The sequence below is a fragment of the Vibrio sp. FE10 genome (genome assembly GCF_030297155.1).
GTDB classification, from domain to species: domain Bacteria; phylum Pseudomonadota; class Gammaproteobacteria; order Enterobacterales; family Vibrionaceae; genus Vibrio; species Vibrio apostichopi.
Genome location: NZ_AP028068.1, coordinates 779,256 through 803,622, shown reverse-complemented (window position 1 = coordinate 803,622; position 24,367 = coordinate 779,256). Strand labels below are relative to the sequence as shown.

The window sequence follows — 24,367 nt, the reverse complement described above, 5'->3', positions numbered from 1 at the left end:
TATATTTTTGTTAACAACAATTGCTAGATAGCAAGCACAATGCCAATTTATAAATTACTGTTTTTATTGATATTTATTTCAAAAACCACCTAAAGTAAGCCATTTCTTGCTTATTTGACTACGAATCAATGAGCTATTTTTTGCTTATCCCAAACCACGAATAACATCAGTTTAAAGGTAGCCAAGTCACACTGTGTTACATTTGCGTGATCAATGTTTATAAAATGATAAATATCTGATGAGCCATTTTTTGCTCATTGATTCCAGACAACACTTCTAATCTCATCATCAATTACGAATCGACATAATCGCTTCGGTTCAACGCATAACGCACCATCTTTTGGTTCAATGTTCGACGGGGTAAATCCAAGTCTTGCATCACATCATTGATGCGCCCCTGATAACGCACTAGTGCATCATGAATCACTTTTCGCTCAAAGCTCTGCACTTGAACCGCCAACGGGATGCCTGCCGTTGTGGACTCTGTGACAGAATTGGGGCGACACGCCAAGATATCGCCAACAGTCAGGCTTTCATCCAGTGCGAAACGAATCGCAACATTACGCAGTTCACGCACATTGCCCGGCCACGAATACGACAACAAGGCATAGCGATCGGCCTCACTGGCAACTCGGGTTTCACTGTTCGCTTCTTGAGTGAAGTGTTCGAAAAGGATCAAAGCATCGTCTTCTCGTTCACTAAGGGGAGGTAAATGCAGTTGGGCAACGTTCAAACGATAGAAAAGGTCTTGGCGAAAATCAGGATGATTCAGTAGATCGCTTTTCGAGGCAGAGACCACTCGTAGATCAACATGTTGTTGCTGATTACCACCCACGCGTTCTACAACATTATCTTGCAAGGTGCGCAGCACTTTGACCTGCATCGACAGCGGCATACTTTCTATTTCATCAAGGAACACCGTGCCTTTGTCGGCAAATTCAAGCTTACCAATACGTCGCTTGGCGGCACCAGTAAACGCACCGGCTTCGTGTCCAAATAGCTCGCTTTCAAAGAGGTTTTCTGGAATCGCGCCACAGTTTAGCGGCACAAACGGATGGGTTTTACGCTGGCTAAACTCATGCAGACAAGAAGCGACTAGTTCTTTACCGCAGCCGGTTTCGCCATAAATGATCACATTGGTATCAATCGAGGCGACTTTTTGTATTTGCTCTCGCAATTCACACATCACTTTACTGCGACCAATCAGCACCTGTTCGATACCCTTCAGGTTATCCAGATAGTTCTGACGACTGTTTCTGTCTTGGCCACTTTGATGTTTGTCGACCGCTTCCGAAACCGTTTGAGACAGACGCTCAGGGTCGAATGGCTTTTCAATGAAATCATACGCGCCTTGCTGTAACGCTTTCACGGCCATATCGACATCGCCATGCCCCGTAATCAAGATGACAGGCACCTCAGGTACTAACTGCTTAAATCGCGCAAGCAACTCAACGCCGTCTATATCAGGTAAACGAACGTCACTAATGATGGTTTGGAAATCACCCTGCTCTACCGCGTTTAACGCATCTTGCCCAACCTCAAATGCGGTGACATCGAAGCCCGCTAATTGTAACCATTGGCTGGTTGCTTGACGCACAATTGCATCATCTTCAATCAAAGCTATACGCTGCATGGTTTGGTTCCGCCACTTACCTCTGAATAATGTCGCCTAAGGTATGTAAAAAGTCCGCAGACGAAAAGGAGCTAGCTCCCACTTTGAATAACACTCCTTTAACAGTTTTATAATGTTTGCTAGCTTCAACTTGTCTCACTCTCCATTCGCTTAAAAAGCAAACAGAAAACCTTCTCAAGTCACTAGTTTTAAAAGGATTTGATCAGCAATGATGAATAACAATCGATATTGGTTATTCCTATGTGCCTGTTTATTAATTGGTTTGGTTCAGGTAACCACCAAAAGTGGTATAAGCCAATGGAAGCTCGAACAAGCCCAACGCTATGCAGAACAGCGCTTCCTCGGATACATTGCCGAAGCCAGACGTACCCTGAAACGCTTCTATTATCTGCCCTACCTAGTGACGAACGATGAAACCAGTGTACGTTTCATTGATGGTGAAGCCCGCCTTGAAAAACGCATTAAGAAACAGCTGATTCAACTGGATAAAGCGGCCAACACCAAGGGCTGGTATCTGCTTTCAGGCAAAGGCGAGTTGTTAGTATCGAGTGTAGAAAGAAGCAAGCTGAGCAAAAAGAACGCCAGCACGATTGTGTCTAAAATCCACCAGCAAGGTGGTGCTATCTCTGTAGTGACCAAAAATAAAGGCGTGACACCCGATTACTTTATTGCCGCGCCGGTTTATCGGGCGTCCGATGTGGTCGGTATTGTCGCAGTACAAATCGACCTATCGTTGCTGACCGATCAATGGTTTGCCGATGGTGAAGCGATACTGTTCCAGAACCCTCGCGATCAGTTCTTTCTGTCGAGTGATAAACGACTGAGCGCTGACTGGTTCAATGACACGTTCAATTCTCAGCCCACAGCGACAAAACGTGAGCTGTATGACCAAACCCATATTCGCGTGTGGCGACTGCAAGATAAAGACTACCTTATCCAATCCATCAAGTTAGACGACCTCAATTGGCGTTTAACCTACCTAACACCATTAACCAGCCTCAATCAGACCACGAACTGGATCAGCTGGAGTGTGGCGGTTGGCTGTCTTTTCATTCTACTGTTGCTGGTTATTCTTTATCAAAGGCGTCAGAAAAAACTCAGTAATCTGCGAATCCAAAAGCTCATCGAAGAGTCAGAAAAACGACTGTCTGGAATGATCAATAAAACCCACGTTGGGCTGGTGCTGATCGATAAACATGGTCATATCCACGATATTAACCTGATGGCGAAGAACTACTTTTGCCTTTCTGATTCGATGATCAGCAACATCAAGGCGTGGCAGTTATTTGAAGCAGGCAACCCAAATTCAACCACGTTACAGCTACTCAAGAACCTGGAGCAACACCAAGAACTGGCTGAGATCACCAGCGTCGAAACCATGGCAAGACGCAGCGATGGCAGCTACTTCCCAGTGCTATTTTCTATTAGCTCATTCCCTTGGCATTCAACGCCTTATTACCTATGTACGGTGATTGATATCAGTAAGCGTAAGAAAGCAGAAATTGCGGTTCAAAACGCCAATAAAACACTGCAACTGCGAGTAGAAGAGCGAACACAAGATCTCAAAGACGCGCAGCAAGAACTGGTGGAATCAAGCAAACTTGCCGCATTAGGGCGGATGTCGAGTGCGATTACTCATGAGTTAAATCAACCGCTTACTGGTCTAAAAACTTTACTTTCAAGTAATCAGTTGCTGATGGAAAGAGGTGAGACCAAGATGTTGAAAGCGAACATGGACTTAGTCATGAGCCTCATCGACAGAATGGCCAACATGACCAGTCAATTGAAGTCGTTCGCCTATAAAAGGTTAGAAAGCCCCTACCCGGTTTCACTGACCGAAGCGCTGCAAGAAACCCTACGAATTCACCAAGCCGAATTAGACAGCGTCGATATTCGCGTGCGTGTCGCCTCTAATATTTCGATGGTGATGGGAGAAGAAGCACGACTTCGCCAAGTGCTTGGCAACTTACTTAGAAACGCTGTGGACGCTACGCAGAATCAAACACCCGCGACCATTGTTATCAGCGCACATACCGATCAACAACGTGTGATCATCAAGGTGCAAGATAATGGCTGTGGCGTGTCAGAAGACCAACTCGAAACCATTTTTGAACCCTTCCACACCAATAAAAAAATGGGCGAAGGTTTGGGTCTCGGCTTGGCCATCACAGCAAACAATGTGCGGGATATGCAAGGTGCCTTGATAGCCAAGAACAACCCAGATCAAGGCATGACATTCACGTTAACACTACAGAATATTGATAGTGAGTAATCGCTTACATTGGCCGGGGAATCGCACCCGATTGAGAAGCTAAAACTAAAAAACCGCCCACGGAGGGCGGTTTTGATTCACTGATTGGCGTGTGACTTACTTCGTTAATCCGTTAACGGCTTACTCAGCTAACTGCTTCAACAAGAGCTCTGTCGGGCGAACAATCGCGATGATCGATTCATCGTAGATTTTCGCTGATTCAGACAGTATCGCTTGGTAGGCTTTCGCGTCTGATGCTCGAACTTTTTCACCCGCTTGTGCTTTAGCAATCAAGGTTAACGCCAAGTCTGCGACTTCCGCAGTTTTCTCTGCCACAACCACAGTCTCCACCGAAGACACATTACCTGCGAAGACAGTTTTAGCCGCGAGTGCAGCCGATTTTGCTTGTTGATAATGCTCTGCAAGTTGCTCAAGCGCTTGTTGATTACCCGTCGAAACGTCATTGACCAAGTCTTGCATCTCATACACAGCGTAGCTTTCTACTGGCAGCGCATCAACAAAGCGGTTTAGACGCTCGTATTGGCTATATAAAGTGCCCTTAGGTTCAGTAGAATTCCACTTTTCCCAGTTACGTGCATAGTACTGTGCTGGCTCAGTGTACTTGGCAAGCACACGCAGGTCGTGGATATCTTGGCCTTTTGCAATACGCTTCAACAACATGTCAGCATCTGCATGGTGACGTAGCCCAACCGACACTTCAGACCATGTATCCATCGCTTTCATGCGCTTGTACATGCTGCGCTCATCTGTCAGTTCCGCATCAGACCAGAAGCGCTCAGCAATTGCATAGCTGCGTGGCCATAGGTAGTTTTCGACCGTGAGGCTGTCTTTGTTCTCTAGCCACATGGTGATCTCACCACCTAAAATCAGCTCTTTTTCCTTGTCGGTTAGCTCCGCAGGGTAGCCACCGTTTGGCTCAGGAATCACGCTGCCTTCAACATCACTGCTCGCAATCACTTCACCTGTGGTTGGCCAACGCACGTTACCCACCAGTTGGTAACTGCCTTCGGCAAAACCCTTTGGATTCAGGTTTAGGTTAAATTCGGTGTACGACATGAAGTTATCGAAGTGACCAACAAAGATTTCACCCGGCACATAATCAAGGATGAAGATCTCTTCGCGAGACTTGCCGTTGTAATCACTGAATGCGCGGAAAGTGCCATCTTTAGCTTCAATGATAGTCAGTGTTCCCTTACGTGGGCCGCCTTTTGAACGTGGCTTCTGCCATTGATAGGTCACGAACTTTTCGCCACTGTGCAGCTTATCGTCAACCGTGATGCCACTTGGCATTGGGTCATTGCGATAGTGGTAGCTAGTCGGCTGAGGTTGATCGAGGTAATAACCCGTAGAAAGAATACCTGGGTAGCCCTCTTTCGCCGCACGACCAATACTGTCGTGCCCTTGCCAGCTTTGAATCACGATTGAAGTCGGCAGATCTTTATGCCAAATCTCATCCCAACCCGTCATCTTCTTACCGCGCTCTTCGAGCATCTTCTCAACTTTTACATTGAGGTAAGACTGCAGACCACGCTCGCCATCGATATTGTTCTCTTCAATGAACTGTTGGTGCTTTGCGCTGTTTTTCCACTGCGCGTAATTCGGCTCATCGCCGCCAATATGGAAATACTCATCAGGGAACAGCTCGGTCACTTCGTCAAACACATCACCTAGCATATCGTAGACTTCTGGGTTCAGCGGATCCATGAGAGGTTCAAATACGCCCCACCCTCTTTCTTGCTCGTAGTTTTGCCCTTCACCGCCAGACATCAAACGTGGGTAAGCGTGAGCAACCGCAGAAGAGTGACCCGGAAGAGACACCTCTGGAATCACACGAATACCAAGGTTACGGGCGTATTCCACTAAGTAACGAACTTGGTCTTTAGTGTAGTAATTACCATCGGCGGTTTCAGACCACAGACGCGGCCATGATTCAGTTTGAATGCGAATGCCTTGGTCGTCCCAGAAGTGCCAATGGAACACGTTCATCTTCGCCGACGCCATCGCGTCTAACTGACGAATCAGCACATCGAATTCAATAAAGTGACGCGACGTATCGTAAGAGACACCACGCCAGCGGAAGCGAGGCTCATCGACAATCGTAACGGCAGGAATATGGTAGCCAGTCGCTGTTGTTTCAACGAGCTGTAAAAGGGTTTCGATGCCGTGAATCGTGCCGTATGGGCTTGGAGAGCTCAGCGTGATTTGTTCACCCTGAGTGGTAATTTTGTAGGACTCTACAGAGTCGATATTTTGTATTTCAGACTTTGGTGCTGCGTCGATATCTATGATCAGGTTCGCTTGATCTGCACTATCAACCTGCCAATTTAAAATCGGCACACCCGCCTGACGCTCAAGGCGATCAATAAAGCGTTTCGCCGTGTATTCAACGCGATCAGAATTAAAGCCTTTGATGTAAACTTTAAAATTACCATCTACTTTCACTTGGCCTGATTTTAATTCCACAGTTTGTGGATAAGGCATTAAATTCAAGTCTGTATTTGGAGCCATTGCTAAAGCCATTGGAGAAACTACTGAACCGGATATCAATAGTGACAATATAGTTTTTTTCATTATTAATTTTCCTATATAACTTTCATTGTATTTTATTTATCAGAGCCTATTCACAAAAATAACTAGGCTATGTTGTTTTAGAATGAGAAATTCACACCGACTCGGAAACGCCAATCCGTTTTATCGTTTTCAGATTGCACCGTATCCGCATCAACCACTTCAGCGTATGGCCTCACTGTTGGTTTCCATTTGTAGACTGCTTTGACGGTATGCTCGCGGGCATGTAGGTCACCAGTTGCGAGCTCTGTCGTATGATGCGTAATCTGATCGAAATACGTAAACGCATACGAAATCATGTATTTATCTGTATTGTATCCCGTCCAAATATCATAACGGTTTCGCTTTGCTGTCTCTTCATTACCATAGTCATTCACTAAAGCTTCGGTCGAAAAGTCATAACGATAACGGCCATGTACAAAGAGCCCATTGTCAAAGTTGTAATTGAGCTTTAGATAAGGCATCAAGAAGGTATTTGAGCCTTGAAAATTCATCACTACGCCAGGGTTCAGCATAAAATTGTCATTGATGGCATAGGTGTAATAATGGGTAAACTCGGTATTAATCACCTTCGTTTCGTCATACGCTCCCGCTGCATGTCGAACATTCGTCAGTGTTTCTAAACCGTACCCATTATCAAAATGGTGACCAACAATAAAACGACTTCGATACTGATCTGTCGTACTTCGATACTCTGCCCTTAAATCGACATAACCCCCGGCAGTTGAGGTCATTGGTAATAATGCTAGTAGTGTTAAAGGAAGTAACTTTTTCATAGTTCACCGATATTATGATTATAAAAACCCACCGCACATTGATATATGCAGAAAGATGTAAATTCGGAGACTACCTTTTTATTTCTTATTAATTATTTTGATTGTATGAAGTGTATTTATAGCTACTGCTCATATTCAGTAGCTATTATTTATTTTAATAAAAGCTAAATTTAACTATTTCACCAATTCAACGGCTTCACGAACCAATACTGCAATCTCATCCCACTGCTCGTTCTCGATCATTTTTGGCGACACCATCCAAGTACCACCACAGCACACCACGCGATCCACGGCTAGGTAGTCATTCACGTTGTGTTTACCGATACCGCCTGTTGGCATTAAAGACACATCAACGTATGGCGCTAGCAGAGACTTCACCATGTTGATGCCACCAGACGCTTCTGCTGGGAAGAACTTTAAGAAGTTAAGGCCAAGCTCTAGCGCTTGCTCTACTTGGCTTGGATTGTTTACGCCCGGAACGATTGGCATGCCGATCTCTTGGCAACGTTTTACAGTATTTGGATTTAGGCCCGGAGCCACGATGAATTCGCTGCCCGACTCTTTCGCAAGGTCGATCTGCGCTGGCGTTAATACTGTGCCGGCACCGATACACATCTCTGGGTACGCATCGCGCATCGCACGAATCGCGTCAGCTGCCGCTTCAGTACGAAATGTTACTTCAGCAACGGGCAGGCCGTTTTCTACCAACACTTTTGCCAATGGAATCGCGTGCTCAACCTTGTTGATTTGGATAACAGGGATAACTTTGAATTGCTTAAGTTTGTTGATCATTTCTTGAGACATAATAATTCCGCTTTTTATTTTATTTTTTAATCAGTTGGCTCATAGCGCTCACGGGGATGATTGCGCCAGAGTTTTGAATAACGATGGAAGCCAGTTGGTGGCCAAGTTCGGCTGCGTCAGTGGCGCTCTCGCCAGTAAGACGCGCAGCTAAATAACCCGCAGCGAATGAGTCGCCCGCCGCGCAGGTGTCGACCACGTTAGAAACACGAGTCGCTGAGACATAATTCTCAATAATGTTGCCCTGTTCAACTTGAACAATCTTGCATGGCTCGCAGCCACGTTTGATGACGATCTCTTGGCACCCCAAACGGAGGCAGCGTTGTTGAACGCTCTCTGAGTTCCCCCAGACAAGTAGATCGTCGTCTTCGGTAATCAAGGCGATGTCCACCAGCGGCAGTAACTTGGCGTACCAATGTTGAGCTTGCTCAGTACTCCAAAGCTGCGGGCGATAGTTGTTATCAAAAATCACCTTGCCACCTTGGTTTGAGAACACGCTAATGGCTTTGAATAGGCACTCACGAGAGGCATCATCCAAAATCGCGATGCTGATACCGCTGATGTAAATCGCATCGACTTGCTTCTCTGTCAGGGCGATTTCAAGCTTATTCAGGTTGTCGGTTTGCTTGTTTAAGTTATCAATTTGAAAGTAAGATTTTACTGCCGCGTCGTTGCGCCAGTAATGAAAGTGTCGCTCGCCTGTCTCGTCGGTTTCGACCATGTACAAGCCGGGTAGCTTGTTTGGGATGCGTTCAACGAAATTGGTTTGAATATCTTCTAACTGCCAGCTATCAATCATATTTTGAGACAGTTCATCGCAACCAAGGCCCGTCGCGTAGTGCACAGAGAGGTTTTGATGTTGAGTTAAGCGAGACAGGTAAAGCGCGGTATTGAGCGTGTCACCGCCGAATTTTTTGGTTAATGGAGAGCCGCTGATTTCGACCATGCACTCGCCAAAGAAAGCAATATTGAAGTTAGAAGATGCAGGCATAGCAGATCCTAAAATAGAGAGATAAATGGGGAAGAAGGCCCTACAGAGAAGCAGAGCCTGAGCTAGCTAAACCACTCCACAATTTGTTGTACTGAATTTGTTGTACTAACTAGCTGTGGAGCGTTTTAGATTAGCTTGTTTGATTTGCAGGACGTTGAGAAGACGCTTCTTCTTCAAGCACACCTGAGTCTGACAGTTCCATTTCCATCAGAGCACGCTCGTCATCAAGAATTGCTTTTGCCATTTCCGGTGTCACTTGATTAGCCGGAGTACATAGGCTTACCAGCACACCAGCCGTTAGAGCCACTAGACAAGAAGGAATCACAGGGTTGCCCCAGAAAGCCGTGTAGTCTGCATTTAGCATTACAACAAATGAAGCCACAGATGCACCCGCTAGCGTAGCAAGCGCACCCTGCCAGTTGTAACGCTTCCAGAATCGACCCAACATACCGCACACAAACATGCCCGACATCACGGTTGAAATCATTTTCGTGATGTAGCCAATGATGTCGTTTGACGTTAGTGCGAACAACAGTGCAAAACCAATCACCACAATCAGTGCCAAGCGAGAGTAGTTCACCATTGATTCTTTGTTTGGTACGCGGCCTGTGAACATCACGTAAACATCACGCAGTAGGATAGAAACACCAGCTATCGCATCTGAACTTGCGCTCGACATCGTTGCAGAAAGACCCGCGATAAGAACAATCATACCAACGCCAACCGGAAGAACCGTTGCAGCAACATAAGGGAACGAGTAGTTCGCGTTATCCAATGATGGGTCAATGGCATGTGCTGCCATACCGATGATTGCAGGGATGATTGAGAAGAAAAGGTACAACACACCCGATGCAACAAATGAGCGACGAACGGTTGATACGTCTTTACCCGAGTAGATACGTTGACGGAATGAAGGCGTCGCCAGTACACCCACACCTATAACCACAGCCAGAGACACAGCAGGCAGAAGGCCCAGTTTATCGATTGCTAAAAAGCTTGTAGCAGCAGGGTCCATCGCAGCGTAAAGGTTATCCATGCCGCCGATGTAATCGACTGACATTACCGCCATCAAGATGAAGCCAGCAAAAAGAATGATAGCTTGAATGGTATCGGTCCAAACAACCGCTGTGTAACCACCGATCACCACGTAAATAGTGAATGCTGCAGCAATAATGATTTTCGCTAGGTTGAGGTCAATGTCTGCAATCCACGCTAAGTACATGCCGCCACCTAGAATGTGTGCGCCTAACCAACCAATTGAAGCGACAAAGATCAGTACACCTACAACGTTTTTCACGATGCGGTTAGCGCCAACATAGTAAGCCAGTTCTTCACTCATGGTCATGAAGTTCAGTTTACGAACTGGAGCAAACCAAAGTGCAAGTAATAGGATGCCTATCGCACCACCAATGCCGTACAGTGCACCTGCCCAGCCATTTGCGTAACCGAAGCCAACCGCACCCATACTTGAACCCGTACCAACCATCGTCGCTACTGTTGTACCAAGTACTAAGAACATAGGTAGGCCACGGCCACCTAATAAGAAATCTTCGCCAGATTTTTGATTACGCGAGACAAACCAGCCTAACCAAATTAAAAATAATACGTACACGCCGAAGCCTGTAAGAAAAAGTGTGCTGTTCATTTGACACCTCTCAGTGAAATATTAAGTTCATTCTTGAACTTTATTTATGATTCATTCATTTTATATTTCATATAATTACTTTATTGATTTTATCTTTTTTAATTAAAGTAATTTTTATAAATGTAGGGTGAGAGTATTAAAGGATAATAACAGGGATGACTAACCCCTAATACTCTCTAAGTAGGTAATTGTGATTAGGTTATTACTATCCGCGATCGGCGCGGTAGCAAGTCACATCTACTTCAACCTTCACGTCTACAACTAAGTCGCAAACCATACAGATACGAGCCGGTGGGTTAGCACCGAAGAACTCTTTGAATACCTTATTAAAAGATTGGAAGTAACGAGAATCCGTTAGCACAACCTTTACGTGCATTACGTCTTCTAGGCCGTAGCCCGCTTCAGTCATGATATCGACACAGTTTTGGATCGCTAGGCGAGACTGGTCAACAATACCACCCTCAACCACTTCACCATCTGTCATCGGTGTCTGGCCAGAAACGTATAGGAAACCACCTGCTTCAGTTGCACGTGCAAATGGTAAATGTTGTCCGCCTGTACCTGTACCGCCTTCAACACCGTAACGTTTAATAGTCATTTTTTAACTCCACTTATTTATAGATAATATTGGCTTTATAGATAAAACAATTTCTATTCCAATATATTTAAATTAATTCGCCGTTTTTACATCCATCTGAATTTAATAAATAATTTAAACTCTAGTTTCGGTAAATAAAAACGCCTGAACGATTATTTCTTACTTTTCCTTGCTGGTAAGTTAACTCACCATTTACAAATACACTTTCTATTCCTTCAGCAACTGAAATAGGATTTTCAAATGTTGCTGTGTCTTTAATATTCTTTGGATCAAATAAAACTAAATCGGCAAAGGCACCGCAGCGAACTTCGCCTCGACCCGCTAAGTTGTAACGCTGAGCCGACATTCCGGTCATCTTGTGAATCGCTTCTGGCAACGAGAACAATTTTTCGTCTCGGCAGTAGTGACCTAACACTTTCGGGAAGGTGCCCCACAATCTTGGATGTGGATGCGGGTCATTAGGTAAACCGTCTGAACCGACCATGGTCAGTTTGTATTTCAATACGCGCTTTACGTCGTTCTCATCCATGCAGTGATAAACCGCGCCCGCTGGTTGAAGCGCTTTTGCTGCGTCCATCAGGGGGAGATTCATTTCATCAGCAATCTGCTTAAGCGTTTTGCCTGCATGTTCTGGTTTTGCTTCAGACCAAGTGATGAAGATATCGAAATCGTCGGTCACTTGTTTCAAATCTAATGTTGAAGAGCTCGCTGAGTATGGGTAGCAGTCGCAAGATACATCTTGGTGCTCAGAAACCTTGTCCATTAAGTCGAGTACTTCAACGGTTCTACCCCAGTTCCCCGCACCTGCACATTTAAGGTGGGAGATAACAACAGGCACTTTCGCGTATTGTCCTGTCTCAAACGCCTCTTCCATCGCGCTTAAGATCTCTTCAAATTCGGTACGCATATGCGTGGTATAGATGCCGCCGTGACCAGAAAGCACTTTCGCTAACTGCATCACTTCGTTGGCATTCGCTTGTTTAGCGCTTGCGTAAGCCAAACCCGAGCTCAAACCTAATGCGCCTTGCGCCATCGCCAAATCAAGGTTGGTTTGCATCGCTGCGATTTCGTCTTCGCTTGCAGTGCGTTGCAAGTCGTCCATCACTTGGTTACGCAATGTGGTGTGGCCGACTAATGCTGCAACGTTTACTGCGGGTTGAGCTTGCTCTACCGCCTGTGCATACGCGGTGAAAGTTGGGTATTTAAAGTCAGCTTGTGCACCTAAAAGATTCATTGGGTCAGGTGGATCGCCAGCCAAAACGGTTGGTGATGCGCTGATACCACAGTTACCAACAATCACGGTTGTGACACCTTGGCTGATCTTAGGCAGACAGTCTGGGTAACGAATTACATTGGTATCGTCATGTGTGTGTACATCGATAAAACCAGGAGCCAATGCTAAGCCTGCGCCCTCAACCAATTGGCCACAATCTTCATGATCGATTTGACCAATTTCGGCGATTTTTCCATCTCGGATTGCTACATCGGCACAAAACGATTGTTCGCCGGTGCCATCAAACACCTCTACATTTTTAATTATCGTATCGAACAACATTTTTCACTCTCTCAATCCACTGTGTTGATGGAGCTATCTTAAAAATTTGGCCGATTGTTTTCAGTGACAAAACACACATAATATTTTAAATTGTGTGATAGTTTCTATCACAAACAATAAGAATGATAGATTTAGACATAACAAAACAATGACTTACATCATGTTAGGAATCAGCAATGAAAAATAACCCTGCACTCGAAAATGTTAGAAAGTATCAAAAAGAAGGTTTTATCTTGACTGAAAAAGGCCAAAAAGGGAGAGCGGTATCACAATCTGAGAACGGTGTTTATCGACTGATTGATGAAGATGTTTCGCTCCCGGTTGCGGTTATCAAGCAATCAGCCTTAACCAATAACCTAAATTGGATGCAATCATTCGCCGATCACCATCAGGTTAAATTGTCGCCACATGGCAAAACTTCAATGACACCTGATTTCTTTCGTCAACAGCTAGAAAATGGCGCTTGGGGAATTACCGTTGCGACACCTGCACAAGCAGAAATTGCAGCAATGGCAGGTGCAAAACGCATCATCATGGCTAACCAATTGGTGGGCAAAACCAACATGGCGATCATCGAACAGCTTATTAGTGAGTTCGACGTTGATTTCTATTGCTGTGTGGATTCATCGATAAACGTGCAGCAACTCAACCAATATTTCTCCAACAAAAAGCAGACGCTAAAAGTTCTAATCGAGTTTGGTGTACCGGGCGGTCGTTGTGGATGTCGTTCACCACAAGAAGTTCTAGAACTGGCTCAGACTATCCAAGACACACCAGCCCTTTCGCTGGCTGGTATTGAGGTGTACGAGGGTGTAATTCACGGTGACAATGCCGAACAAGACATTCGTACCTTCTTAAATCAGGCGCTCACTTCGGTCGAAAGCCTTGCATCAGATGGCCTAATTGCAGGGCAACCTATTATCACTGGCGCTGGCTCTGCTTGGTATGACGTGGTGGCAGAATGTTTGGCGAACCTAACCGATTACTTGGCGATCATCCGCCCGGGCTGCTATGCCATTCACGACACAGGTATTTACCTAGACGCACAAAGCAAGGTGTTGCAACGCGCCCAAGTAAACCAAGGTTACGCGTGCGAATTGGGGGGTGATTTAGAATCGGCACTTGAGGTGTGGGCTTATGTTATCTCTCGTCCTGAACCGACCAAGTTAGTGGTTGGGCTAGGCAAGCGTGATGTGGCCTTTGATGCAGGTTTACCGATTGCCGAGCGCGGCTATCGCAATGGTGAAGCTATCTCAGTGAAAGGCTTAACCTCAACAGCCGTGATGGATCAACATACTTTTGTTGAAACTGACGGCTCTTCTGAGATTGAAGTGGGCGACATGATTGCTTTCTCGACCTCACACCCGTGTTTAACCTTCGACAAATGGCGCTACATTGCCATCAGCGATGACGAACATCAGGTGACCAAATGGGTAGAAACCTGCTTCTAGTTCGATTTTTCAATAAGCTAGAATCAGCGAAGCAATAAGATATACTAACGGGGCTAAGGCTTAGCTTTAAGAGCTAGGTTCTTAAAAACTAAGTGATACGATTAGCCCCATCAACAAAGGATCAGGATTCTTGAGTTTAGAAGTAGATATCATTTCACAGATAACAGAGCGTTTCCCTGTTCTTCGTGATGCAGAAAAGAAAGTCGCCAAGTTGATCATGGACGACATTGATTTTGCTGCCAATGCCAGCATTACAGAACTTGCTGAGGGTGCTCAAGTCAGTGAAGCCACCATCACACGTTTTGCTAAGGCGATCGGCTGTAACAACGTGCGTGATATGAAGATTAAGTTGGCTCAGACACTAACCGTTGGCCAGCGCTTTATCCTCGAACCTGTTGACCAAACGGGTTATCAAGGTATCTACGAATCGATCAAGCAGAGCCTAGACATCAACCGCACTCTGTTCAAAGAGCAAGACGTTGAAACCGCAGTCAGCTGGCTGCATAACGCCAGACAGATCATTGCTATTGGTATGGGTGGTGGTTCAACCATTGCTTCTCAAGAGCTGCAACATCGACTGTTTCGTTTAGGCTACCCAGTGGTGTCGTATAACGATGGCTTAATGTCACGCATGGTTGCTGCCACGGCCGATGCCAATGACGTGATGGTGATGATTTCCGCAACCGGTTTTACACCAGTGATCACTGAAACGGCAGAGCTGGCCAAGCAGTATGGACTTAAGATCATAGCGATTACCCCACAAGACACACCGCTGGCAAAAATTGCGGATATCTTGTTGCCAATCAAGCATATGGAAACCGACTTCATCTACAAGCCATCGGCTTCTCGCTACGCTATGTTGGCGTTAGTAGATGTGCTTTCGATGGGCATGGCGGTCAATCACAAGAACCGTTCGCGCGACAAACTGCGTCGCTTGAAAGTTGCCCTCGATTCCTACCGAGGCGGTGGCGACCGACAGCCTCTCGGTGACTAAGGTTTAAAACGACTCAGTCATCAACTAGACGATTTCAATAAAAAGCCCCACAGTATTCACTCAATCGAGTCGATACTGCGGGGCTTTTTAGTTGTGGTTTTTCTAGAAATCACTCGCCTGCGTCAATTGAAGCTAAGATAAACTCGACTCGTTCCTCAACAGATAACTTGGGTACTTCCACCAGCTGATAACCAAACTGATTATAGGCAGACACCATTTTTTCGTAAGTGGCGATCGCTTCATCGAAATCTTGCTTACGCTCTTGGTCATTGATGAAAATCGCCTCCCAAGGCGGGAAGATAAATACCTTACTGTTGTATTCGAGTTCATTACAGCTATTCAGCAAGGATTGAGGAATAGGCAGCGTTTCTAACAAACTGTAACCGTATGAATCTACGATGCTTCTATCAAAGAAAACCGGCTGCTCACTCGATTCGAACGCTTGATAATTGGCTAACTCTTCTCGCACCATTTCATCGCGAAATGCCACTTTGTCTAACCATGGTAAGGCGCTCCCTTGTTGCTCGACTTGATGCTGAATCACTTTACGGCCGACTTCTGGTGCGCAGCGATAGCCCTGACTTTTCAAAGCGTCGATGACCGAGGTTTTGCCGGAGCCCGGACCACCGGTAAATACAATTAGGTTATTCAAATAGACCTCTTCAAAGGGGAAAGTTCACGAATCGAACCTTAACGAAACCCAAGTTAACGAATCAAGGACAGAATGGACTTAAATTCTGGTGCGCGACAATCTTTCACCAGTTCGTATAAGCTCATTTCTAATCCCGTAATTTGGACACCAGCGTCCTGCAATCGGCTGATAGCCAACTTCTTATTCAATGCTGTTCGTGAGCTAATACAATCACCAACTACCTGAACCTTGTACCCAAGATCCAACAAACCAATGGCGGTTTGATAAACACAGATATGAGCCTCAATGCCACACACCAACCACGTATCCACATCTTTGGCTTGCACCGCCTCAACAAACTTAGGCTCGTTACACGCGTTAAACGTAAATTTTGGTATCGGATTAGCATCACTCAATAGGTCATTCAGCTCGTCGACCGTAGCACCTAACTTCTCAGGATTCTGCTCCAAGCTAACAATTGGCAGCCCCAGAACCTGCGCACCCTTAATCAATTTTCCACAGTTAGAAATCAACGTATCGCTCTCATCAACAAGGCGTGCGAGCTTGCCTTGTACGTCCACAACCACCAAACCTGTGTTTGCTCGGTTTAACATTCAACTCTCCTTGTTATCACTAGAATCAACTCTCTGACCTCAAGAAATAAATACTATAATATGACATTAATACTGTTGGCTAGGCTTTATTTTTCAATCACTTAGATAAAGGCAACCCAACCAAAAACTTAAAAAACATCGTTTTATTTAGCAAATTTAACCATTTGTCAATATATGAATTTTATTTATAAACGATATAACCAACAAAAACTCCGTTACCGCTTGAAAACTCTAGGAGTACATACAATCGCACTATCAATGAAAAGATAGGTTTCATTTGTGAGGGTTTTATAAATTATTAATCACCGATACCGTGATTTACATCACAGGATGAGTAAACAAGGTATTATCATGAAAAAATCAGCATTAGCACTCGGCTTAATCGGTTTAGTTTCACTTCCAACTTTTGCAGCAGGCACAGATGGCGGTGCGTATGTAGGTGGCGGACTTAGTGTCTATCAAGGTTCGGATACAGACGGCGCGCCAAGCTTAGATTCTAGCGGTATGGGTTACAACCTATACGGCGGTTACCAATTCAACCGTATCGTTGGCGTGGAACTTGGCTACAACGATTATGCAGACTATAAGAACAGCACAGACAAGCTTTCACCAACATCTATTTCTGTGTCAGCAAATCTCGGTTATACGTTCGACAACACCATACGTCCATTTGTACTTGCTGGTTTAAGTTCTGTTGACCTCAATGCGAATAGCGCTGCAGGATACGATGATGATAGTGGTACAGGCTTCCACTTTGGTGTTGGTGTTGAATACACGCCAGTTGAACACCTAACACTTCGCCTGATTTCTCAAGCTGACGCGGTAAGTGTAGATGACTACTCTATTGGAAGTAACGGCTCATTCAAAAGCGATGATCACACGCTTGCATTCAACAGTGTTAGCTTCGGTGGTTCATACGACTTCTAATGCGATTGAACCACATAGAATAAGCTAAACATACTCATTCACTTTGTTGTACCACCTTGCCTTAAAGGTAACTCAGTAAAGTGAATGTTTATCTTTATGTAACGATTCAGCTTACAAAGCCATACAGTAATACATACAAGACTACGGAATAATGCTCACCAACGGTCGAAAGGTCGCAAAATAAAAATTATTGATACTGGCATGACATTTAAGAGTGAGTAAGAAAGATGAACAAGATAACAAAATCAGCATTAGCACTGGGTTTAATCAGCGCAGTTTCTCTTCCAGCTTTAGCAGCAGGTACTGACGGCGGTGCTTACATTGGTGGCGGTCTTGGCATATACCAAGATTCTGATACCGATGGTCAAGGTAGTTTAGATTCAGACGGTATGGGCTACAACCTATATGGCGGCTACCAATTCAACCGTATCGTTGGTGTTGAACTTGGTTACAACAATTACGCAGACTACAAAAAAGGGACTGCAAAACTGTCTCCGACGTCTGTTTCTTTGTCAGCAAATCTTGGTTACACATTCGACAACACAATCCGCCCATTCGTATTGGCTGGTTTAAGCTCTGTTGACCTAAACGCAAATAAAGCAGCTCTGTATGATGATGATAGCGGTACGGGTTTCCACTTTGGTGTTGGTGTTGAATACACGCCAATCGAGCATCTAACACTACGTCTAATTTCACAAGCAGACGCCGTGAGTGTTGAAAACGACTACGGCTTTAAGAAAGAAGACAAAACACTAGCATTCAGCAGCATTAGCTTCGGTGGTTCATACAACTTCTAATGTGATTGAACCACATAGAATAAGCTGAACATACTAATTCACTTTGCTGTCCCACCTTGTCATGAAGGTTACTCAGTAAAGTGAATTTTTGTTTCTACACAACCTATCGCGTCATCTCACCTTAGCCAGTTTATCGCTCACCCTTACCTATTTGAGCTTTGTGCGTTGATATTAGAGCTTTCTTGGTAGCGAGACTAAAATAAAGGAATAAGAGACGCAGGAAAACAAAACCTATGAACCTTCCAAGCTTAAACATGTCGATAAACAAGCTGCCCTTTGTGTTGGCTGTGTATTATCTGCTTGTCATCAATATCCCTCTCTCCCTCGAACTGTTTAGTATTGTTCAGGCATCAAAGTCTGAAAGTGTCGCGTTTCTTATATCCATCCCGATCTTCTTCCTTGCTGCCTTCAATTTTATCTTCCAAGTTTTTAACTGGCCGATATTCTCCAAGCCGTTTTTTATTTTGTTGCTGATCACCTCGACACTCGTCAGTTACAGCATGTTCAATTACGGCATCTATGTAGACTACGGGATGATAGAAAACGTATTCGAGACCAATAGTGGTGAAGCGGCAAGCTATATAAGTACCCACTCCGTCTTATGGTTACTCGCGATGGGCGGTATTCCGTCACTCATCCTCTTGGTAACCAAACTTAAGAGAGAGTCATGGAAAGATTTCTTTGCCTGGAAGTCAATTGGGCTGCTCTCCTCTTTGATTGTCATCGCGATTATTGCAGGACTTTTTTACAAAGATTATGTCTCGATTGGTCGCAATAACTCGCACATCAAAAAAATGATCATCCCAACTGAATACGTGGCATCAACGGTCAAATACATCAATAACACCTACATAAAAGAGCGTATCCCTTATCAAGAGTTAGGGTTAGATGCACAGCAAACAGCACAAGCCAAAGCGGCAACCAAACCGACCTTACTGGTGTTTGTGCTTGGCGAAACAGCTCGAGTGTACAACTACCAATATCATGGCTATGAGCGTGAAACCAATGCTCATACCAAACCTTACAACCCGATATTTTTCTCCGATGTTCAGTCGTGCGGAACCGCCACCGCCGTTTCTGTACCATGTATGTTTTCGAACATGAATCGCAGCAACTACGACCGCGACAAAGCTTACAACCAAGATAACGTGGTCGACATTATGAACCGTGCAGGCATTCACTCTATCTGGCGAGAACACGATGGTGGAGACAAGGCGGTCGCACATCGAATCAAAGAGATGACTCTCGTCGCCAAAGACAGTGACCCTCTGTGTAATAACGATGTGTGCTACGACACAGCGATGCTAGAGAACTTCGAGCAAGATACTCAAGTTCTAACGCAAAATAGCATCATTTTCTATCATATTTCGGGGTCTCACGGGCCGACTTACTTTGAACGTTACCCTGACGATCATAAGAAGTTCACACCAGACTGCGCTCGCGCCGACATTGAAAACTGTACCAAAGAAGAAGTGGTTAACACCTACGACAACACCATCCTGTACACGGATTTCTTTCTCTCACAAGCGATGCAAAAGCTTGAGAAACTGACCGACAAATACAATGTGGCGTTGATGTATGTGTCCGATCACGGCGAGTCCTTGGGAGAAAATGGCGTCTACTTACACGGCATGCCTTATTCGCTAGCACCAAAAGAACAAACCCATGTGCCTATGATCATGTGGATGTCTGATGGCTTTGCGGCCGAGAAAGGGATCAGTGACACGTGTTTACGTAAAGCAGGAAAGGAGCAGAGCTTTTCTCACGATAACCTGTTCGACTCCTTGCTTGGCCTGATGGACGTGCAAACCAACGAATACCGCGAGAACCAAGACATCTTCGCTCCGTGTCGTTAGTTCTCTTCAAACGCTGATTTAAAGGGGCTCATTGTATGAGCCCCTTTTGGTTTTCTATCTAATCTAAAACTGTCGTTTTTGTTCAATACCTATCTCAGTTACTCGCCTACACTTGCTGTCATTGAAACGTGGCTCAGCTAATAAATGTATATCATCGTCAATCGACGTACCTGAGAGCAGCCACGCACCCTACCGAATCGAAACAACAGGAATTAAAGCGATGTTAGACATCAAAAAAATCACAACACTGAGCGACTTAAGCGAACTAAAAACGGCTTACTTTGCTGATTCAACAGCACCACTTGATGGCATGTGGCACTTCGGTTTTGTGCCAATGTCTGACCATTACGGCTTTTACGAAAATGACAAGCTTGTGGGTTACTGCGTGTTGAATGGTGACGGCTACTTACTTCAGTTCTTCCTAGCACCAACAGCCAGCGCGAATATTGCCGACTTGTTTATCTTAATCATCGAAAACAACAGCTCTGTGATTGGTGAAGTGAAAGGCGCATTCGTAAGCACGGCAGAACCGCAATACTTGTCATTGTGCATGGATAACACCGGTTCATTTAAGGTGAACTCATTGATGTATCGCCAAGACCAAGAAACAAACTCTAGTCGTAATTCGGATCGCATTGAAGACATCGAGATGACTCTCGCGAAGGAAGAACAACTCGATAAGCTCGTGGAATTTGCTTCATCGGCGATTGGCGCTCCAAAAGAGTGGCTCACTGGTTACTACGGTAATTTGATTGCCCGCCAAGAGCTATGGGGCTACTGGGAAAACGACAGTGTTCTCGCTACGGGAGAGTGCCGTAAGTTCGATGAACACCAAACGCAGTTTGCAGACCTGGGGATGATTGTCGCGCAAGCAGAGCGTGGAAAAGGCTTAGCAACACGTGTGCTGAACTTTCTAACACAGTACGCCAACAGCCAAGGTTTGGAAGCGATATGTTCTACAGAAAGCAGCAACATTGGGGCGCAGAAAGCGATCGCTCGCGCTGGTTTGTCATCGAAAAACCGAATCCTACAGTTCGATTTTAATTAGGATTCGACTTTAACGACTTACTCGCAGCCCGAGCGAAGCCAACTAAATTAAGCCCATAACTGTGACTCTATACATCCAACGGTTATGGGCTTTATTGTTTGTGGTTAGTCATTACGCGTTCTGCAAAGAGAAAACTATCTTCCTCAACGATAGACACATATAGTTATTACAACGCTAACCTCAAATAGAATGTCGAATGATCAATTGGTTACAGTCTCCGAAATCCTCTGTTGTTGCTCAATACATTGATTGTTATTGGCTGATCGAGAAGACGCCTGACGCCGAAACTCATCAATTTCCCAAGCTCAACCCTGATCCTTCAGCACACTTGATTCTGTCTCCAAGCGAGCAGCCTTATCACTACACGATAGAGCAACAAGTCGATCAAGGCGTTGGCAGCCATTTACTGCTGCCACACCATAAAGCGATTGAACTGGATCACTCAAAGCCGTTTATTCATTTGGGTATCAAGTTCCATGTTGGCGCCCTGTACTCGTTAAATATTCCAGACTGTCCGCACCCCAGCCTAGACAGTGTTAACCCTATCGATCTCGCGAATTTGTTAGGTAATCCTAATGCCGATGCCATGTCGTTGATTCAGCTTGCTCAAACCGACTTTGAAGCTTGTTGTCAGCAGTTGGATAATTTGCTGCTGCCTTGGCTATCGACAGGTAAAACCGACAGACACAGCGAGCTCACCCGCAAGGTGTTAGAAGTGCTTGGTACAACACCGATTGCAGAGCTCGGCGACAAACTGTTTTGCTCGCAACGCACCTTAGAAAGAAGCTTTAACAAGGTGACAGGACTGACATTGAAACAATGCCAATCAATGAACAAACTCGAGGCGATGCTCGAATACTTGTACAAACGAGATTTTGATGACATTGATTGGATAGACGTCGCCTACCAGTTTGGATTTAGCGACCAACCACACCTGATTCGCTACCTTAAGAAAACCATCGGATTAACACCGAATACCTACGCCAAAGAAGGTGGCTTAACCATTGATGTGTATGGTGGAGTGCGATCGGATTAACGAACGCTCTGTCTTTTGTGTCCCATTAGCTGCAAGTTTTATTGAGTTTAGATTTGCGACTAAATATACTGGAGACACCATCAGACGGAGGACAAAAATGAATAATAAAAACAAACATATAGTTTTAATTCATGGTCTATATATGCCTGCGTTGATCATGCAGTATCTGGATAGAAACTTCAAAAAGCGTGGTTTTACTACGCACAAGTTTGCCTACAACTCACTGCGTTTCCCTTCGGCCGCTAAGCGCCTCAATCGCTTTATTAATGCTCGTTTTGATGAATACGATGAAGTCTATTTCTTTGGTCACTCACTGGGTGGCTTGCTCATTCGTCACTACTTTAAGTTTTACCAACCCAACTTTGCAGACACCTGCATCATTACCGCAGGCACACCGCACAATGGCGCGACTATCGCCAAAACACTGTCGAATCATGGTCTTGGCTTTATATTTGGTTCGAGCAAAATGATCTTAAGCGATGGCTTGGGTGACTACGACATTGATGTGCCAATTGGCGTCATTACGGGCACTTACGACGCTGGTGTAGGGCGTATCGTATTGGGAAGAAACCCAGGGGATGGCACGGTCACACTCGAAGACGCCAACCTAAGAGGCGCGACAGACACCTGCGCCCTCAAGCTCAATCACACCGCGCTTGTGTACTCCAAAGAAGTGGTCGCACTCTCAACTCAGTTCATCCAAAACAGGGCTTTTAAGGACGCTTCATAGCTTTTGTGTATTAGCCCTTTTCTCTAGCTCTGGTTCTCCTATTTCTATTTTCTTACTTCTGGTAGACCGATACAAAGATAGACCAAAACAAAAATACCACTCTGCGATGAGAGTGGTATTCAAAAATTCATGACTGAAGTCAGTCGCTTGCTTTACTTTCTATAATACTCGCTACAGGAGATTAACTCGCGTTGGCAAGAACACCTCACCTAACATGCATCGCACCGAACCACCGCCGATGTCTTCGATCGTTTTCACATTAAACGGGAGTAACTTTCCATGTGTCGAAAGCTGAGCTAACTGGGCTGGAGAGAATGCATCGTATGCCGATTGAGACATCGCGATCACCTTGTCGCCATTCACTGTTTCCAACTGCAGAATGTTGCCACAGAATCGGTTCATCTGATCGATTGAGATAGAGATAACCTGCTTGTCTTTAGCCAGTGACTTCACCACAAAGCGACGCTCAAATTCTGGAATCACTTCATCACAGATCACGCAGAAGTTGTCACCAATTGCCATCATCACATTGGTGTGGTAAATCGGCTGACCCGACGGTAATGCCGTTTGGAAGGAAACCACGCGTGAATAACCAATACGCTTCGCATAATCTTCTAATACTTCACGGTCGCAACGCTGAGAAAGCGCTGCATAGATCATCTTATTGATATGATCGATAACCATCACACCCGTGCTCTCTAAATAAGAACCTTGAGCAACGTACGACTCCATAGACTCGCTATGGTTAACAATGCGACCAGATGCTTCTAGCGCTTCAATAAGAGCATGTGGCTTAACTTCGTGTTGACGGTTTTCACAGGCCATAGGGAAAGTGAATAAGCTTCCATCACCACAAGTGCTGAACCAGTTGTTTGGGAATACGGCATCGGGCGTTTCTACGCCTAATTCAGGGTAATCAAACTCTACAACTTGCACACCTTCTTTACGCAACGAAGCGACCATCGTCTTAAACTCGGCCATCGTTTCTAACTTAACTTCAGCTTCGGTCAGATTAACTCTGTTTTGAAACTCGTTATCACGTGCAGTTTCTTCGTTAAATTTAAATTCTTTTGGCGGCACCATAACAACGCAATTGGCGTTTTGAACATTAGTAATATGAAGTGATTTTTTGTGTAGGTTTAACATCTCAACCGTCCCTATCTTTTATTTACCTCAGAATTGTAAACAAGTTGTTACGACAATATTCACTGAAAATAATAATGATTTGAATATTTATCCCAAACAATTACTGCAAAACTCAGTTTATTCGGTAATTTTCACTGCAAGATAACAGCACATCAGAAAGAACCAACAGTTTGCATATCCGTTTAAGAACTTGCTGAATAAATATCCGAAACTCATTCTCTAGCTCGCCGCGAGTTTAGGTTACAATTTAATCCATTTAACGTTAGGATTATCATCGTTGCATAACCATCAATTACGT

The 24,367-nt window shown here is 44.9% G+C and carries 20 protein-coding genes; 9 read left to right on the top strand and 11 right to left on the bottom strand.

What is annotated here, in order from left to right; genetic code table 11:
- Window positions 1-292: 292 nt before the first annotated feature.
- Window positions 293-1,633 carry a sigma-54-dependent transcriptional regulator gene (locus QUF19_RS20605; RefSeq protein WP_286302867.1) on the bottom strand — a complete coding sequence of 447 codons (1,341 nt, stop codon included), beginning with the start codon at window positions 1,631-1,633 and terminating at the stop codon, window positions 293-295.
- A gap of 208 nt (window positions 1,634-1,841) precedes the next feature.
- Here QUF19_RS20605 and QUF19_RS20600 point away from each other — a divergent pair, with 208 nt between their 5' ends.
- A complete protein-coding gene (locus QUF19_RS20600) occupies window positions 1,842-3,905 on the top strand; it encodes an ATP-binding protein (protein WP_286302865.1) in 2,064 nt (687 codons plus the stop codon).
- 120 nt (window positions 3,906-4,025) lie between these two features.
- On the opposite strand, the gene QUF19_RS20595 is transcribed toward QUF19_RS20600, so the two are convergent.
- The 7 genes from QUF19_RS20595 to QUF19_RS20565 form a co-directional block, all read right to left on the bottom strand.
- Window positions 4,026-6,476 carry a family 20 glycosylhydrolase gene (locus QUF19_RS20595; protein WP_286302863.1) on the bottom strand — a complete coding sequence of 817 codons (2,451 nt, stop codon included), beginning with the start codon at window positions 6,474-6,476 and terminating at the stop codon, window positions 4,026-4,028.
- A gap of 77 nt (window positions 6,477-6,553) precedes the next feature.
- Window positions 6,554-7,249: an oligogalacturonate-specific porin KdgM family protein gene (locus QUF19_RS20590; protein WP_102439099.1), complete on the bottom strand. Its 696-nt coding sequence runs from the start codon at window positions 7,247-7,249 to the stop codon at window positions 6,554-6,556.
- A 174-nt stretch (window positions 7,250-7,423) separates the two neighbouring features.
- Entirely contained in the window at window positions 7,424-8,053 is a 630-nt protein-coding gene (locus QUF19_RS20585; protein WP_017111230.1) for a bifunctional 4-hydroxy-2-oxoglutarate aldolase/2-dehydro-3-deoxy-phosphogluconate aldolase, read from the bottom strand.
- A 19-nt stretch (window positions 8,054-8,072) separates the two neighbouring features.
- Window positions 8,073-9,041, bottom strand: coding sequence for a sugar kinase (locus QUF19_RS20580; protein WP_286302858.1), 969 nt, complete (start codon window positions 9,039-9,041; stop codon window positions 8,073-8,075).
- A gap of 130 nt (window positions 9,042-9,171) precedes the next feature.
- Window positions 9,172-10,686, bottom strand: coding sequence for a sodium:solute symporter family protein (locus tag QUF19_RS20575; RefSeq protein ID WP_065206560.1), 1,515 nt, complete (start codon window positions 10,684-10,686; stop codon window positions 9,172-9,174).
- A 205-nt stretch (window positions 10,687-10,891) separates the two neighbouring features.
- Complete coding sequence (locus QUF19_RS20570; RefSeq protein ID WP_004732497.1) at window positions 10,892-11,284, bottom strand: RidA family protein; 393 nt, start codon at window positions 11,282-11,284, stop codon at window positions 10,892-10,894.
- A 121-nt stretch (window positions 11,285-11,405) separates the two neighbouring features.
- Window positions 11,406-12,839 (bottom strand): N-acyl-D-amino-acid deacylase family protein, encoded by a 1,434-nt coding sequence (locus tag QUF19_RS20565; protein WP_286302851.1) that lies wholly within the window; start codon window positions 12,837-12,839, stop codon window positions 11,406-11,408.
- Between the two features lie 176 nt (window positions 12,840-13,015).
- Between QUF19_RS20565 and QUF19_RS20560 the strand changes: the two genes are divergently transcribed.
- Together QUF19_RS20560 and QUF19_RS20555 are read left to right on the top strand one after the other, a co-directional pair.
- Window positions 13,016-14,290 (top strand): amino acid deaminase, encoded by a 1,275-nt coding sequence (locus QUF19_RS20560; RefSeq protein ID WP_286302849.1) that lies wholly within the window; start codon window positions 13,016-13,018, stop codon window positions 14,288-14,290.
- Between the two features lie 130 nt (window positions 14,291-14,420).
- Window positions 14,421-15,284 (top strand): MurR/RpiR family transcriptional regulator, encoded by an 864-nt coding sequence (locus QUF19_RS20555; protein ID WP_065206557.1) that lies wholly within the window; start codon window positions 14,421-14,423, stop codon window positions 15,282-15,284.
- A 109-nt stretch (window positions 15,285-15,393) separates the two neighbouring features.
- On the opposite strand, the gene QUF19_RS20550 is transcribed toward QUF19_RS20555, so the two are convergent.
- Both QUF19_RS20550 and QUF19_RS20545 read right to left on the bottom strand, forming a co-directional pair.
- Entirely contained in the window at window positions 15,394-15,936 is a 543-nt protein-coding gene (locus QUF19_RS20550; protein WP_286302845.1) for an AAA family ATPase, read from the bottom strand.
- A 53-nt stretch (window positions 15,937-15,989) separates the two neighbouring features.
- Window positions 15,990-16,529: a hydrolase gene (locus tag QUF19_RS20545; RefSeq protein WP_286302843.1), complete on the bottom strand. Its 540-nt coding sequence runs from the start codon at window positions 16,527-16,529 to the stop codon at window positions 15,990-15,992.
- Window positions 16,530-16,880: 351 nt separating this feature from the next.
- On the opposite strand from QUF19_RS20545, the gene QUF19_RS20540 reads away from it, so the two are divergent.
- The 6 genes from QUF19_RS20540 to QUF19_RS20515 all read left to right on the top strand — a co-directional run bounded on the left by QUF19_RS20540 (window position 16,881) and on the right by QUF19_RS20515 (window position 22,923).
- The gene (locus QUF19_RS20540; protein WP_372166717.1) at window positions 16,881-17,456 is read left to right on the top strand and encodes a porin family protein; all 576 of its coding nucleotides are present in this window, start codon (window positions 16,881-16,883) and stop codon (window positions 17,454-17,456) included.
- 227 nt (window positions 17,457-17,683) lie between these two features.
- Window positions 17,684-18,253, top strand: a complete 570-nt coding sequence (locus tag QUF19_RS20535; protein ID WP_102439115.1) for a porin family protein — start codon at window positions 17,684-17,686, stop codon at window positions 18,251-18,253.
- 233 nt (window positions 18,254-18,486) lie between these two features.
- Window positions 18,487-20,109: a phosphoethanolamine transferase gene (locus QUF19_RS20530; protein ID WP_286302840.1), complete on the top strand. Its 1,623-nt coding sequence runs from the start codon at window positions 18,487-18,489 to the stop codon at window positions 20,107-20,109.
- Window positions 20,110-20,329: 220 nt separating this feature from the next.
- On the top strand, window positions 20,330-21,157 hold the full coding sequence (locus QUF19_RS20525) for a GNAT family N-acetyltransferase (RefSeq protein WP_286302836.1): 828 nt from the start codon (window positions 20,330-20,332) through the stop codon (window positions 21,155-21,157).
- Between the two features lie 196 nt (window positions 21,158-21,353).
- A complete protein-coding gene (locus QUF19_RS20520) occupies window positions 21,354-22,193 on the top strand; it encodes a helix-turn-helix domain-containing protein (protein ID WP_286302835.1) in 840 nt (279 codons plus the stop codon).
- A 97-nt stretch (window positions 22,194-22,290) separates the two neighbouring features.
- On the top strand, window positions 22,291-22,923 hold the full coding sequence (locus tag QUF19_RS20515) for an esterase/lipase family protein (protein WP_286302833.1): 633 nt from the start codon (window positions 22,291-22,293) through the stop codon (window positions 22,921-22,923).
- Between the two features lie 171 nt (window positions 22,924-23,094).
- Here the strand turns inward: QUF19_RS20515 and QUF19_RS20510 are convergent, their stop codons facing one another.
- Window positions 23,095-24,069 (bottom strand): arginine deiminase-related protein, encoded by a 975-nt coding sequence (locus QUF19_RS20510; RefSeq protein WP_286302830.1) that lies wholly within the window; start codon window positions 24,067-24,069, stop codon window positions 23,095-23,097.
- Window positions 24,070-24,367 lie beyond the last annotated feature (298 nt).

Coding starts and splice junctions, on each gene's coding strand:
- QUF19_RS20540 (WP_372166717.1), top strand. CDS start 16,881: ATGAAAAAATCAGCATTAGCACTCGGCTTAATCGGTTTAGTTTCACTT.
- QUF19_RS20570 (WP_004732497.1), bottom strand. CDS start 11,284: ATGACTATTAAACGTTACGGTGTTGAAGGCGGTACAGGTACAGGCGGA.
- QUF19_RS20525 (WP_286302836.1), top strand. CDS start 20,330: ATGTTAGACATCAAAAAAATCACAACACTGAGCGACTTAAGCGAACTA.
- QUF19_RS20545 (WP_286302843.1), bottom strand. CDS start 16,529: ATGTTAAACCGAGCAAACACAGGTTTGGTGGTTGTGGACGTACAAGGC.
- QUF19_RS20520 (WP_286302835.1), top strand. CDS start 21,354: ATGATCAATTGGTTACAGTCTCCGAAATCCTCTGTTGTTGCTCAATAC.
- QUF19_RS20530 (WP_286302840.1), top strand. CDS start 18,487: ATGAACCTTCCAAGCTTAAACATGTCGATAAACAAGCTGCCCTTTGTG.
- QUF19_RS20605 (WP_286302867.1), bottom strand. CDS start 1,633: ATGCAGCGTATAGCTTTGATTGAAGATGATGCAATTGTGCGTCAAGCA.
- QUF19_RS20515 (WP_286302833.1), top strand. CDS start 22,291: ATGAATAATAAAAACAAACATATAGTTTTAATTCATGGTCTATATATG.
- QUF19_RS20590 (WP_102439099.1), bottom strand. CDS start 7,249: ATGAAAAAGTTACTTCCTTTAACACTACTAGCATTATTACCAATGACC.
- QUF19_RS20595 (WP_286302863.1), bottom strand. CDS start 6,476: ATGAAAAAAACTATATTGTCACTATTGATATCCGGTTCAGTAGTTTCT.
- QUF19_RS20600 (WP_286302865.1), top strand. CDS start 1,842: ATGATGAATAACAATCGATATTGGTTATTCCTATGTGCCTGTTTATTA.
- QUF19_RS20535 (WP_102439115.1), top strand. CDS start 17,684: ATGAACAAGATAACAAAATCAGCATTAGCACTGGGTTTAATCAGCGCA.
- QUF19_RS20585 (WP_017111230.1), bottom strand. CDS start 8,053: ATGTCTCAAGAAATGATCAACAAACTTAAGCAATTCAAAGTTATCCCT.
- QUF19_RS20510 (WP_286302830.1), bottom strand. CDS start 24,069: ATGTTAAACCTACACAAAAAATCACTTCATATTACTAATGTTCAAAAC.
- QUF19_RS20560 (WP_286302849.1), top strand. CDS start 13,016: ATGAAAAATAACCCTGCACTCGAAAATGTTAGAAAGTATCAAAAAGAA.
- QUF19_RS20565 (WP_286302851.1), bottom strand. CDS start 12,839: ATGTTGTTCGATACGATAATTAAAAATGTAGAGGTGTTTGATGGCACC.
- QUF19_RS20575 (WP_065206560.1), bottom strand. CDS start 10,686: ATGAACAGCACACTTTTTCTTACAGGCTTCGGCGTGTACGTATTATTT.
- QUF19_RS20580 (WP_286302858.1), bottom strand. CDS start 9,041: ATGCCTGCATCTTCTAACTTCAATATTGCTTTCTTTGGCGAGTGCATG.